The following is a 12,136-nucleotide window of genomic DNA, read 5'->3' as shown; positions in this document are numbered from 1 at the left end:
GTCCATGTCTAGATATCGCCGCAATTCCTACAGATTGCCGTCGCAATCGGCTGGCAGCCTATCACGATCCATTGATCAGGAGGTGACCGGCCATGAGCCTCTCTTTTCCGACGATGGCGGCGATCCGGTTCGGTTATGGATTCCGGCCGGGCGAGGCGCCGCCGCAAAGCAAGGATGAGCTGATCGGCCAGCTATCCATAGGGGCGGCGGCAACGCCGGATTTTCCGCTTGGCGGCCCCGACATGCGTCACCGCGCAATCCTCAGCCTGCAGGAGCAGCTGAAGCAGATCCGCCAGCAGGCGAAGACGACGGAAGAAGACCCAGGGCGGCGCGAGATGCGCAAGGGCGTGCAGCGGCAGGCCCAGCAACAATTCCAGCACGACGCGAACCTGCGGCTGATGCAGGCCGTGCTGTCGCCCTATGGCTTCTACGAGCGGCTTTCGACCTTCTGGACCGACCATTTCTCCACCAGCGCCAACAAAAGCCTGCCGATGCGCCTTATCGTGCCGCTCTATGAGGCAGAGGCTATCCGGCCGTTCATATCGGGCAGGTTCGGCGATTTGCTGCGCAGCGCCACAGCGCATCCCGCCATGCTGATCTATCTCGACCAGGCGGATTCGCTCGGGCCGGAATCGGCCGGCGGCATGAAGCGCAACAAGGGACTGAACGAAAATCTCGGCCGCGAACTTCTGGAACTGCACACGCTCGGCGCCGGCAGCGGCTATACCCAGGCGGACGTCACCGCTGCGGCCAAGGTGCTGACGGGGCTCACGATCGACCGCAAGGAGATGGACATCGCCTTCCGGCCGAATATTTCCGAGCCCGGCGCCCATGAGGTGCTCGGCGTCAGCTATGGCGGGCGCAAACGCTCGCGCGACGATTATCTCGACATGCTCGATGACCTCGCCGTTCATCCGAAGACGGCCGCGCATATCAGCCGCAAACTTGCGGTTCACTTCGTTTCCGATCAGCCCGACGAGGGCATGGTCTCCGACATGGCGGCAGCCTGGAAGAAGACGGATGGCGACCTCACTGCCGTCTACACCGCCATGCTCGACCATCCCGCCGCCTGGCAGAACGAAGGCGCCAAGGCGCGCCAGCCCTTCGATTATGTCGTTGCCGGCCTCAGGGCGCTGAATGCCGGGCCGGTCAACGGCGTCGTCGGCAGCTTCCTGGCCGCCAATCAGCAGGGCACCGATGAGGGCGACATGGCGGCGAATACGCCCGGCATGGCCGGAGCGCCGGTGACGACGGATCCGGCCGGCGAGGCGCGGGAAAAGCGGCTCAGGGCCTTCCGGACGGCGCGGGCGCTGGGGCAGGGGGCGCTGAAGCGCATGGGCCAGCCAACCTGGCTGCCGCCGAGTCCGGCCGGATTCGAGGAAGGTTTTTCCGCCTGGATCACCGGCAGCCAGCTCGCCGAGCGGCTGGCTTGGGCAAGGCGGGCCGCAGCGCAGTTCGGCCGTGACGAAGATCCGCGCGAATTCCTGAAATCGACGCTTGCCGATGCGGCCCGCGACGAGACGATCCGCGTGGTGTCGCAGGCGCCGAATAAGATCAGCGGGCTGACCCTGGTGCTGGCATCGCCCGAATTCAACCGCCGCTAAGCAGACGTTCGTTGGCAAGCCAACGCTTCCTCCGCTTAGCTCATTTGTTTTGTCGCAGGTTCCGACCGGAAAACCGCTGGACACTTTTCCGGAACCTGCTCAAGAGGCCCCGCCCATGACGCTGTCGACGAACAGAATTTCGCTTTCCCGCCGCGGGTTTCTGACCTCTGCCTGCTGTCTTGCCGCCGCGCCCGTCTTCACACCCGTCACCTTCGCGGCGATGCCGGGTGATAACCGCTTCGTCACCATCGTGCTGCGCGGCGCGATGGACGGGTTGGATCTGGTGCAGCCCTATGGCGATGCCGGCTTTGCGGCGCTCCGGCCGACGCTGGCGCTGACGCCCGAGACCGGGCTTCTCGATCTCGACGGGCATTTCGGGCTTAACCCGGCCGCCGCGGATCTGCTGCCGCTGTGGAAGAGCAAGGAGCTTGCCTTCGTGCACGCCGTCTCCACACCCTATCGTGACCAGCGCAGCCATTTCGACGGGCAGGACATGCTGGAAACTGGCGGCGAGCATGTCGCCGAGGAAAGGACCGGTTGGCTGAACCGGGCGCTTGCCGTCATTCCGCGCTCGGATGCGCGCAAGGCGATCGACGTCAACACCTCGACGGAACTGATCCTCTCCGGGCCGAACGAAGTCGACGTCTGGGCGTCGGATTCCAACCTGGCGCCGGCGCGTGACGAGATGCAGTTCCTGGCGCGGCTTTATGCCGGCGATCCGCCGTTTGCCGCAGCACTTGCCGAGGCGACGCGGGCCGACACCGCCTCGATGATGACTGAGCCGGACGGCCAGCGCGGCGAAAAGGTGGCCAATGTGGCGGCACTCGCCGCCAACATGCTGAAGGGTGATTACCGCATCGCCAGCTTCTCGATATCGGGCTGGGACACGCATATCGGCCAGGCCGGCCAGTTCAAGCGGCCGGCGCAGGAGCTGGCGCAGGCGATCAACACGCTGAAGACGACGCTCGGGCCGGAGATCTGGGGAAAGACGGTGGTGCTTGCCATGACAGAATTCGGCCGCACTGTCCGCCAGAACGGCTCCGGTGGCACCGATCACGGCACCGGCGGCTGCGCGCTGCTGGCAGGCGGCGCGATCAATGGCGGCCGCATCCTTGGGAAGTGGCCGGGCATCGGCGATGGCCAGCTGCTCGAGGACCGCGACCTGATGCCGACCGCTGACGTGCGCGAGGTGGCGGCGGCAATGTTGTACCGGCAGTTCGATGTCGGCGTGGATGATTTGACGGGGAAGATCTTTCCGGGGCTGGGATTTGATAGGGGCTCGCAGTTTTTGAAGGTTTGAGTGGTGAGCACTCACGTCTCCCTCCCTCATTCCTGTGCTTCAGGAAACCATCCACGGCGCGTCCGCGCCGTGGCAGCAAAGCAGTTCTTTCGCGCCCAAGGACTTGGGCGCACTGGATTCCTGTGACAAGCACAGGAATGACGGAGGAGAGGTTGTGCCTCGCCGAGGGAGCAAGCCGCCGCCCGGCCCTTCGCTAGCGCTCAGGCGTTCGTCGCTGCAATCGATTCACTTGATCGATTGCTCAGGCTGCGCCCGACCGCTCTGGCCCTTCGCTATGGCTCAGGGCGTTCGGCCCTGCGATCGATTCACTGGATCGATCGCTCCCGCTGCGCGGGACCGGGCCTCACTCCAACACATCATAAAGCCGGAAGATGAAGCTTATCTGGTAGGCCAGGTTGGCGAGGACGAAAACGGTGTGGAAGCGGCGGCTGGGAGTCCAGGCGGCGATGGCGCAGAGGAGGATGTAGACGATGTTGCGGGCGGGATATTCCCAGCCGAGCGAGAGGATGCGCTCCGGTCCCTTGATCGCCGTGTCGAGAATATCGACGGCATAGATCAGGCCGAGGATGCCGAAGAACCATCTGCGACGGGAAATGAAGTATTCCTCGTAGCCGCCGTATTCGTCGAGTGATGCCGGAAAGAGCAGGGCGCAGAGCAGGAAGAACAGGCCGCAGAAGCAGATCAGAAAGAGATAGATGCCGAAGCCGATAGCGGGGACCGCCTGCAGGCGATATTCCCACCACCAGATATGAATGATGAACAGGAACAGGGACAGCGCCCAGCCGAGGTGGATTGGATAAACCTTCGCCTTGGCGGGATGCTGGACGATGCCGGCAACGCCGGTCAGGAGCCTCGCGAGCGATAGGCTGATGACCATGCCCATCACCACCTTGATGTGAAGGAAGACTTCAGGCGAGCTGACCGTTTCCATCCCTATTCCTCGCGTTTCAGCGTGTCACTCGGCGGGGACGGCCTTCGGCTTGCCCTCTTCGTCGAGCGCCACCATGATGAAGGTGCCGGCGGTGACCTTTTCCATCTTGGCGTAGCGGGCGCGATGCGCCCAGGCTTCGACGATGAGCGTGATCGAGGTGCGCCCGACGCGCTCGATATCGGTATAGACCGACAGCGTGTCGCCGATCTTGACCGGCAGTTCGAAGGCCATCTCCTTGACGGCGGCGGTGACAACGCGACCCTTGGCGCGCTCGGCGGCGCGGATGCCGGATGCGAGGTCCATCTGCGCCATAACCCAGCCGCCGAAAATATCGCCGGCGGGATTGGCATCGCCGGGCATGGCGAGCGTGCGCAGCGTCAGTTCGCCTCTCGGCTTGGCGGCATCGGTCATCAAGGGTTCTCCATCTGATGTTGGTCATGGGGCCGGCGATTCATCGAGATCACCCTAGTGCATGATCGCGAGCCGTGTCAGCGGTTTTCCCAGGGTCGACAGAAAAGTTCGAGGTCACATTCTGGATAACACCATTTGTGGAAAATAACGGGTGATGCCGACCCAAATCCCAACCTCATTCAACGGTTTGAATTTTACAACCAAAACCTCTCCGGACGCTATTTAAGTCAACCCTAAATAAGCTTTACGCTCCAGTAATTCCGGTGGTGCAGAATGAAACAGATCTCTCATAAGAATCGCCGGGAACCTCATGCGCAACGTCAAGATTTCCACTCGTCTTTATTGCCTCGTCGCCTTCACGCTTGTCGTGCTCGCAGCGACGATGGTCTTCTTTCTGAACTATTCCTATTCCGAGCTGGAAGAGGAGCGAAAGGCAGGGCTGGCGCAGCTGGATGCGACAGCGCTCGGCATCTTCGACAAATACTACAAGATGGAGCAGGCGGGCACGATGACCCGCGAGCAGGCGCAGACGGCGGCGAAGGATGTGATCGGCGCCATGCGCTACGGCGCCGACGGCTATTTCTGGATCAACGACATGCATCCCAAGATGGTGATGCACCCGATCAAGCCGGCGCTGAACGGTACCGATATCTCCCAGATGAAGGACCCGACCGGCAAGTTCCTGTTCGTCGAGTTCGTCAATAAGGTGAAGAAGGACGGCAAAGGCTTCGTCGATTATTACTGGCCGAAGCCGGGCGCCGAGGAGCCGGTGCTGAAATATTCCTACGTCGCCGGTTTCGAGCCCTGGGGCTGGATCGTCGGCACCGGGGTCTATGGCGACGACTTGGCGGCTCTCTATCGTCACAATGTGTTCTGGGCCGCGATGGCTTGCCTGATCGGCGCTGCGGCGACGATCGCCATCGCCTTTGCCATCGTGCGCAGTGTGACCGCGCCGATCGCGCGGCTGAAGAAAGCGATGAATGAGATCGCAGCCGAAGAAGCGTCGGTAGAAATCGTTGGCAGCGAGTATCGCGATGAAGTGGGCCAGATGGCCAAGGTGTTAATGGTGCTGCGCGACTCCGTCGACGAGCGTAGCGCGCTGCGGGACCGGGAAGACGAGAGGCAGCGGCAGATCGAAGAAGAGCGCCGCGGCAACGAGGCGAGCCTGCGCTCTGCTTCCGACCGCCAGACCCATGCGATGCAGGCGCTCGGCGTCGGCCTCGAAAGGCTTGCGAGCGGCGATCTGACGGTTGCGATCGGCGAAATCGGCGACGATTACGCCAAGCTGAGAAACGATTTCAACGCGGCGGTCGATGCGCTGAACGGCGTCATCCACGCGATCGCCGAATCGAGCCGCGTCGTCAACGACAGCGCCTCCGATATTAGCGAAGCGACGGGCAATCTGTCGAAGCGCACGGAACAGCAGGCGGCCGCACTCGAAGAGACGGCCGCAGCCCTCGACGAGATCACCGCGACGGTCAAGACGGCATCGGAGCGGGCGAACGAGGCGCGCGAGATGGTGGCCGAGACCAAGGCGAGCGCCGGACGCTCCGGCGAGATCGTCCGCAATGCAGTGACGGCGATGGGCCGGATCGAGGAATCCTCAAGTCGCATCAACCAGATCATCTCGGTCATCGACGAGATCGCCTTCCAGACCAACCTTCTGGCGCTCAACGCCGGCGTGGAAGCGGCGCGGGCCGGCGAGGCGGGTCGCGGCTTCGCTGTCGTTGCCCAGGAAGTGCGCGAGCTTGCGCAGCGCTCGGCCAACGCCGCCAAGGAGATCAAGGAACTGATCCGCCGGTCGGCGACCGAAGTCGAGGGCGGGGTGGCGCTGGTGCGCTCGACAGGCGATGCGCTGTTGGAAATCGAGGCCTTGGTCAATCAGGTCAACGATCACGTCGCCTCGATCGCGACGGCGGCGCGCGAGCAGTCGACCGGGCTCAACGAGATCAACAGCTCCGTCAACCACATGGACCAGATGACGCAGCAGAACGCGGCGATGGTCGAGGAGACGACGGCGGCAAGCCGCACGCTCGCCGACGAGAGCACCCAGCTGAAGACGCTGCTTGCGAATTTCCGCTTGCGCGGAACGGAGCAGCAGCGGGACGCCCGTTACACACGGGCAGCGTGAGTTCGGCAGCGGTTGGAAGGCGGCGAAAGCCGCCTTTTTCATTTCCGTCGCGTCAAGATTGCGTCGGTAAGTTTTCATTCACCGTTTTTAATTAAAATTGGACCGAGTTTTTTCGGTCACTCTGCGGCCGGCCCACGGAAGCGATAAGAGTATGGCGTTTGTTTCCTTTCCTCGGCGAGCCTTCCTGCCCGTGCTGCTGTCAGTGGCGCTGACGACCTGCTCGATCAGCGACGGGCTGGTGCCGCCGGCCAATGTCGACAGCGGCACCAGGGTCAGTTCGATTTCGCCGTCACGGGGTGCCGCGCGCATGGCGCCGGCGGTGCGCATGGCGCCGGTGGAAAGCCAAGCGTCCTATCCGGTTTCCAGCGCCCCGGTCGGCAACACACAAGGTTCGGTCGATTATCTTGATACGCCCAACCTCGCCGGTACCGGCCATGCAGCTCGCGCGCCGCGGGCACAGGGGCGAAAACTGCCGATGATCGACAGCGACGAGGCGATGGCGGCCGGCCAGTCGAACGGCAACTGGGGCGGCACGCAAAACCTTGCGATCCCGTCCGGCGGCGTCAACATGGATGATGAGCTCGGCGCCGAACCCGTCGTAGGGCTGGCGCAGGAGCAGCAACAGCAAATTGCCGAGGGTAACGCTACCGAGCCTGTCGTCGATGGCATTGGCACCGACAATCCGATGCAGCTCAACCAAACGATGGGCCAGCCCGCACCGCAGGCAGTGCCACAGCCGGCGGCGCAGGCTGAAATGAGCCGGACGCCCACCTGGAGCGACGGCAGCCCGGTCACTGCGCCATCCCGCGTTCCCGAAGAGGACGAGGCCGAGGAAGTCGCGATGCTGCGGCCGAACAATCCGATGATGAGCGAGCCGGCTGCACCTGTCGATCCGAGCGTCATGCCGGCTTCCGAGCTTGCCTGCCGCCGTGAACTGAAACGCATGGGCGTGCTCTTCGACGAAAAGCCGCCGATCTCGCAAGGGCCGGCCTGCCAGGTGCCTTATCCGGTATCGCTGAAGGGGCTTTCCGGCAATATCGGCGTGAAGCCGGCTGTGACGCTGAACTGCCAGGTGACGCTCGCCTTCGCCAAATGGGTGAAAAACGAGCTGGCGCCGTCGGCCCGCTACCGCTACTGGAGCGGCATCAGAACGATCCAGCCGCTCGGCGGCTATTCGTGCCGGCGCATGAATAACAGCCGGCAGCGATACAATCCGATGTCGGAACACGCCCGTGGCAACGCCATCGACGTCGGCAAGTTCGTGCTGAAGAACGGCCACGAGATCGACGTGCGCAAGAAGGGCCTGTTTTCGCTGCGCGAGGGCCGGCTGCTGAAGGCGGTGCGCACGGATAGCTGCCGCTACTTCAACACGGTGCTCGGGCCGGGCAGCAACCCGGAACACTGGAACCACTTCCACTTCGATCTGCGCTCACGCAAGAGCGGCAAGGTCTATTGCGACTGAGCTTGTCACATTGTGGCGCAGTGGCACAATCACGCGGCATGAAGTCCGCCGGCAGAAAAGGGTTCATCCCCGCCGCCGGGCGCGCTATAGATCGGCGACGGATTGCCGTTTGAGAGTTTGATCCATGAGCTATGAATTTCATGTCGGCCAGAAGGTGGTCTGCATCAACGACACCTTCAAGCATGTCAGCATCGACCAGCTGATACGCAAGGGCGAGATCTATACGATCCGTTGGGTGGGCGAATATACCCATTATGTCGACGGCACCTTCATCGGCGTGAAGCTCGCGGAAATCCATCGCGGCAATGATGACGGGCCGGAAGGCTACGGTGCGGCCGACATGCCCTATCGCGCGACGCGCTTCCGGCCGCTGGTGAAGGACAAGATCGCATCACTGCGCAAGCTGCTCGCCCCGACGCCCGATGCACCGGTGGAGCCAAGGGAAAAGGTCAGGAAGAAAGAGAAGGTCTGAGGGCCGCTCTGTCCCGCCCGGCCGCGTTCCTGAAAGGCGGCGATCCAATCAGGCCGTCTTCCTGCTGAGGAACAGCCCGGTCTCGTTGTTGACATCGAGCGCGCCGCTGCCTTGCCTGAAGGCATCTGCGATCGCCCGGCGGAAACCGCTGAGCTGAGGCTCGCCGGCGCCTTCGCCGGGCGGATAGGAAGTCAGGGCAAGGAAGACATCCTCGGGCTCGGTGATCCGCATGCTTGCCGGATACTGCGACATGGCGACGTTTCCGAATTGTGTCCGCATCATTTGCTCGGCGGCGTCATATCCAAAGGCTACGGCGGCCGGATCGATCGGCGCGCTGCCGAACACGGTCGTCAGGCGATAGATCTCGCGCATATTGCCGATGCCGTTGGTGGTGACCGCGAGAAAGCCGCCCGGTTTCAGCACCCTCGCCATCTCCGCGATGCCGGCGGCGGGGTCGGGCAGGTGATAGAGCATATGCATGGCGATCACGAGATGGAAGGCGCCGTCTTCGAAGGGAAGTGCGGCGGCATCGGCCCGGCAGCCTCGAACGGAACCGAAGGGCAGTGCCCTGCAGCGCGCCACTGCCTCGTCGACCATGCCTGGCGAAAGGTCGGCGAGCGTCAGGTGCAGATTCTCCGGCAGCAGACCCGCCGTTGCCGCCCAGAACCACGCCGGCCCGCAGCCGACGTCGAGGACGCGATTTGCCGGTTTCAATGGCAGTTGCGCGGCAACCCATGGAAACCAGCCCGTTTCGGCGATGGTATATTCCGTATGGAGCCTGGCGCGGGCGGCGAGCTTGCGGCTGTCGCCATATTGTCCTGCATTGCCTTCGGTTATGGCGGACATCTCAACTCTCCACCTTCCTCGTGAAACCCCGAACCTCGAAGCAAGCCTATAGAGGGCCTCCTTTCCGGACAAGACGTGAATAAACCGGTCGAGCCAGCCTACGCGGCTCGCTCAAGTCTTCCCAAAATAAATCGCATCCGATTAAATCGGAATAGTGTTGACATCGAATTCAGGTTGGCCTATTAACGCGCATCCGATTTAATCGGGTGCGCTAGAAACCATCTAACCGAAGGATACGACAATGACTGAGAAGCTTCTTTTCGCCGGCAAGACCCACATCGCCGGCGGTCGCAATGGCTATGCACGCAGCAGCGACGGCACGCTCGACATCAAGCTGCCGCAGCCGCATCCGGCGGCCGAAAACCTGTTCGGGGCCGCCTGGTCAGCCTGCTATATCGGTGCCATCGAGCTTGCCGCCGCGCAGCGGAAGATCACCTTGCCAGCCGGTCCCGAGGTCGATGCCGAGATTACGCTCAACGGCGATAACGGCTCCTACTTCCTGCGTGCACGACTCAATGTCAGCCTTGCAGACATCGACCGCGAGATCGCACAGGAACTGATAGAGGCGGCCCACGGCATCTGCCCTTATTCCAAGGCAGTCCACGGCAATATCGACGTCGAAACCAAGCTTATCTGAACAGGAAGCGCCGGCCTCTCGCCGTCACCTTCAAGCGGGGGTCTGCCGATCGGCGGCAGACCCGTTTCCGAGCCAACAGCCAAACCTGCCGATCCGGAGAACATGCCATAATCAACAGCCACGCGGGGCCGCGCCGGGCCTATGAGGAGTTTTCGCTGGTGCTCGATCCCGATGTCTACGAGCCCTTGCCTGACGATTGGCTGATCGGCATCACCGATGTCGTCAGCTCGACCGCGGCGATCCGATCGGGACACTATGAAGACGTCAATTATGCCGGCGCATCGATCATCGCCGCCCTCGGCAATGCCTGGGGTTCGTTCGATTTTCCCTTCGTGTTTCGCGGAGACGGAGCAGCCTTCGCCTTGCCGGCAAACGGCATCATGGCGGCGACATCGGCCCTGCGTGACGTCGCGGGCTTCGCCAAAGCCGAGCTTCATCTCGATTTGCGTGTCGGGCTCGTCACCGTCGGCTAAATCCGTGCCAAAGGGCGCGACGTCAGGATCGCGCGCTACGCCGCTTCCGAGAGCGCGATCTATGCAATGTTTGCCGGAGGAGGGCTCAAATGGGCGGAGCAGCAGGTCAAGAATGGCCGCTTTCTGGTCAAGCCCGGCCGCTATGCGATGAAGCCTGACCTGACAGGCTTGAGCTGCGACTGGGCGCCGTTCCCGAGCCGGCGCGGCGAGATCCTGTCATTGTTGGTCGAGCCGCGCGACCACACGCGCCTGGAGGTCTTTGCGGCGCTGGCAAGACGCGTGCTCGCGGTTTTCGATGCCGCGCCGCGCCGGTCCCATCCGCTTTCCGGAGGGACGGGTATCGCAAGAGAGAAGCAAGTCAGCGCGAAACGCTGGTCGGAGGTCGCCTCCAATTCGGATTTCCGCAAGTTCGACGACGGCCTGCGTCTGACGCTGGACTGCGCACCGGACCAGATCGACAGCGTCGAAGCCATGCTCGCGGAAGCGCGGGCGCGCGGCGAGATCGATTTCGGGCTGCACCGCCAGTCTCACGCGCTGATGACCTGCCTCGTGCCATCGGGGCGGCCGGATTCGCATCTGCATTTCCTCGATGGAATGGGCGGCGGTTACGCGAAGGCGGCCGAGATGATGGAGGAGGGCGCGCTTGCCGAGGTTCGGCAGCGTGCGCTGTAGGCGTGGCGCTGCTTCTCCGCGTCATCATGCCTGGTTGTTCGATTTCGGTCTGAGCAGGTTTAAGAGCATTTCACGAAGCTGAGGCGGCGCCAGTTCGGTTTCGCATTCTATCTCCGCGGCGGTAAACCATCTGAGTGCCGTGTGTTCATCGCCGATAAGTCGCGGAGAGTCCTGCCACTGGTCGACGTGATAGACATGGAAGGTGGCGGATGCCCCAGGCGGGCTTTCCGAAACGAACTCTCCGGCCAACAGCCAGTGCTGCGGCGTCACGCCGATTTCTTCCAGCAATTCCCGGCGCAGTGCCGTCTCGGCATCTTCGCCGTCTTCGACGTGACCGCCCGGCAGGCTCCAGCGATCCGGGTGCGTCCTGCGCTCCGAACTTCGCCTGGCGAGAAGAACGCTCCCGTTCCCAATCAATGCGCCGATTGCGATCTCGGCCATGTCAACAGGTGCCGACATGTGCCACGATCATGATTTTTGCGATGCCGCCTGCGCCCGCAGCAGGTTGTCGCGCAGCCGCGTCACCGATTTCTGCACGACGGGGAAATCGTCGCCGAGGCCGACGGCGTCGATCAGGGCGGAGCCGGGATCGGTTTCGAGAAGATCGCGCCCCGCTGGCGTCAGGCTGACGCGCACCTGCCGTTCGTCGGTGGGATCGCGATGGCGGGTGATAAAGCCGGCCGACTCCAGCTTCTTGAGAATGGGCGTCAACGTGTTGGATTCGAGGAACAGTTTTTCTCCCAGCATGCTGACCGTCTGGTCGTCCTCCTCGGAGAGGGCCACCATGGCGATATACTGGGTGTAGGTCAGGCCGAGCGCGTCCAGGATCGGCTTGTAGGCGCGGCCGAAGGCGAGATTGGCCGAATAGACCGCGAAGCACAGGAAGGTCGAAAGCTTACGGATCTCACCGCCACTTCCAGGAGAGGCGGGTACAGACTGTTTTGCGGATTTGGACGTGGGCATGGGGCTATCCTGTCTCGGTTGCTAGCGCAATTATATATATCGCATCCGATTAAATCGCAATGGTGATCGGAGTGTTTCCGGTGACCGTCCGGCTGCGCCTACAGCATAGCTGCCGGCGGCGGGCAGCTTTCGGCCTCGGACGGATCAGCCGAATTTTTTCAGCGCGTCCAAGTCCTTGGGCGCGGGAGACTCACTTTAGGTTCGTCCGGCCACCGCGCGGGTGCGGCCTGCCCC

At 62.8% G+C, this 12,136-nt stretch carries 11 protein-coding genes and 1 pseudogene; 7 read left to right on the top strand and 5 right to left on the bottom strand.

Going from position 1 to position 12,136, the window contains the following annotated elements; all coding sequences use genetic code 11:
• Window positions 1-92 precede the first annotated feature (92 nt).
• The gene (locus tag A7X77_RS08220) at window positions 93-1,604 is read left to right on the top strand and encodes a DUF1800 domain-containing protein (protein WP_064682468.1); all 1,512 of its coding nucleotides are present in this window, start codon (window positions 93-95) and stop codon (window positions 1,602-1,604) included.
• 115 nt (window positions 1,605-1,719) lie between these two features.
• Entirely contained in the window at window positions 1,720-2,904 is a 1,185-nt protein-coding gene (locus A7X77_RS08215; RefSeq protein ID WP_064682467.1) for a DUF1501 domain-containing protein, read from the top strand.
• Between the two features lie 343 nt (window positions 2,905-3,247).
• Here the strand turns inward: A7X77_RS08215 and A7X77_RS08210 are convergent, their stop codons facing one another.
• Window positions 3,248-3,835, bottom strand: coding sequence for a hypothetical protein (locus A7X77_RS08210; protein WP_064682466.1), 588 nt, complete (start codon window positions 3,833-3,835; stop codon window positions 3,248-3,250).
• A 24-nt stretch (window positions 3,836-3,859) separates the two neighbouring features.
• Window positions 3,860-4,246: an acyl-CoA thioesterase gene (locus A7X77_RS08205; RefSeq protein ID WP_064682465.1), complete on the bottom strand. Its 387-nt coding sequence runs from the start codon at window positions 4,244-4,246 to the stop codon at window positions 3,860-3,862.
• 310 nt (window positions 4,247-4,556) lie between these two features.
• Between A7X77_RS08205 and A7X77_RS08200 the strand changes: the two genes are divergently transcribed.
• From A7X77_RS08200 to A7X77_RS08190, 3 genes are all read left to right on the top strand, one after another.
• A complete protein-coding gene (locus tag A7X77_RS08200) occupies window positions 4,557-6,377 on the top strand; it encodes a methyl-accepting chemotaxis protein (RefSeq protein WP_064682464.1) in 1,821 nt (606 codons plus the stop codon).
• A gap of 151 nt (window positions 6,378-6,528) precedes the next feature.
• Window positions 6,529-7,839 (top strand): extensin-like domain-containing protein, encoded by a 1,311-nt coding sequence (locus tag A7X77_RS08195; protein WP_064682463.1) that lies wholly within the window; start codon window positions 6,529-6,531, stop codon window positions 7,837-7,839.
• 124 nt (window positions 7,840-7,963) lie between these two features.
• Window positions 7,964-8,311, top strand: coding sequence for a hypothetical protein (locus tag A7X77_RS08190; protein WP_064682462.1), 348 nt, complete (start codon window positions 7,964-7,966; stop codon window positions 8,309-8,311).
• A 48-nt stretch (window positions 8,312-8,359) separates the two neighbouring features.
• On the opposite strand, the gene A7X77_RS08185 is transcribed toward A7X77_RS08190, so the two are convergent.
• The gene (locus A7X77_RS08185) at window positions 8,360-9,157 is read right to left on the bottom strand and encodes a class I SAM-dependent methyltransferase (protein WP_064682461.1); all 798 of its coding nucleotides are present in this window, start codon (window positions 9,155-9,157) and stop codon (window positions 8,360-8,362) included.
• A 241-nt stretch (window positions 9,158-9,398) separates the two neighbouring features.
• On the opposite strand from A7X77_RS08185, the gene A7X77_RS08180 reads away from it, so the two are divergent.
• Together A7X77_RS08180 and A7X77_RS08175 are read left to right on the top strand one after the other, a co-directional pair.
• Window positions 9,399-9,794 carry an Ohr family peroxiredoxin gene (locus tag A7X77_RS08180; protein WP_064682460.1) on the top strand — a complete coding sequence of 132 codons (396 nt, stop codon included), beginning with the start codon at window positions 9,399-9,401 and terminating at the stop codon, window positions 9,792-9,794.
• A 107-nt stretch (window positions 9,795-9,901) separates the two neighbouring features.
• Window positions 9,902-10,939 (top strand): annotated as a pseudogene (locus A7X77_RS08175) (DUF3095 family protein).
• Between the two features lie 24 nt (window positions 10,940-10,963).
• Here the strand turns inward: A7X77_RS08175 and A7X77_RS08170 are convergent.
• Both A7X77_RS08170 and A7X77_RS08165 read right to left on the bottom strand, forming a co-directional pair.
• Window positions 10,964-11,380 (bottom strand): NUDIX hydrolase, encoded by a 417-nt coding sequence (locus A7X77_RS08170; RefSeq protein WP_064682459.1) that lies wholly within the window; start codon window positions 11,378-11,380, stop codon window positions 10,964-10,966.
• Window positions 11,381-11,407: 27 nt separating this feature from the next.
• On the bottom strand, window positions 11,408-11,902 hold the full coding sequence (locus A7X77_RS08165; protein WP_064682458.1) for a MarR family winged helix-turn-helix transcriptional regulator: 495 nt from the start codon (window positions 11,900-11,902) through the stop codon (window positions 11,408-11,410).
• Window positions 11,903-12,136 lie beyond the last annotated feature (234 nt).

Source organism: Rhizobium bangladeshense (assembly GCF_001662075.1).
Classification (GTDB): Bacteria; Pseudomonadota; Alphaproteobacteria; order Rhizobiales; family Rhizobiaceae; genus Rhizobium; species Rhizobium bangladeshense_B.
This window is presented reverse-complemented; position numbering and strand designations above follow the sequence as displayed.

What these genes read in the sequence shown, in the direction of transcription:
- A7X77_RS08220 (WP_064682468.1), top strand. Translation starts at nt 93, where the DNA reads ATGAGCCTCTCTTTTCCGACGATGGCGGCGATCCGGTTCGGTTATGGA.
- A7X77_RS08215 (WP_064682467.1), top strand. Translation starts at nt 1,720, where the DNA reads ATGACGCTGTCGACGAACAGAATTTCGCTTTCCCGCCGCGGGTTTCTG.
- A7X77_RS08210 (WP_064682466.1), bottom strand. Translation starts at nt 3,835, where the DNA reads ATGGAAACGGTCAGCTCGCCTGAAGTCTTCCTTCACATCAAGGTGGTG.
- A7X77_RS08205 (WP_064682465.1), bottom strand. Translation starts at nt 4,246, where the DNA reads ATGACCGATGCCGCCAAGCCGAGAGGCGAACTGACGCTGCGCACGCTC.
- A7X77_RS08200 (WP_064682464.1), top strand. Translation starts at nt 4,557, where the DNA reads ATGCGCAACGTCAAGATTTCCACTCGTCTTTATTGCCTCGTCGCCTTC.
- A7X77_RS08195 (WP_064682463.1), top strand. Translation starts at nt 6,529, where the DNA reads ATGGCGTTTGTTTCCTTTCCTCGGCGAGCCTTCCTGCCCGTGCTGCTG.
- A7X77_RS08190 (WP_064682462.1), top strand. Translation starts at nt 7,964, where the DNA reads ATGAGCTATGAATTTCATGTCGGCCAGAAGGTGGTCTGCATCAACGAC.
- A7X77_RS08185 (WP_064682461.1), bottom strand. Translation starts at nt 9,157, where the DNA reads ATGTCCGCCATAACCGAAGGCAATGCAGGACAATATGGCGACAGCCGC.
- A7X77_RS08180 (WP_064682460.1), top strand. Translation starts at nt 9,399, where the DNA reads ATGACTGAGAAGCTTCTTTTCGCCGGCAAGACCCACATCGCCGGCGGT.
- A7X77_RS08170 (WP_064682459.1), bottom strand. Translation starts at nt 11,380, where the DNA reads ATGGCCGAGATCGCAATCGGCGCATTGATTGGGAACGGGAGCGTTCTT.
- A7X77_RS08165 (WP_064682458.1), bottom strand. Translation starts at nt 11,902, where the DNA reads ATGCCCACGTCCAAATCCGCAAAACAGTCTGTACCCGCCTCTCCTGGA.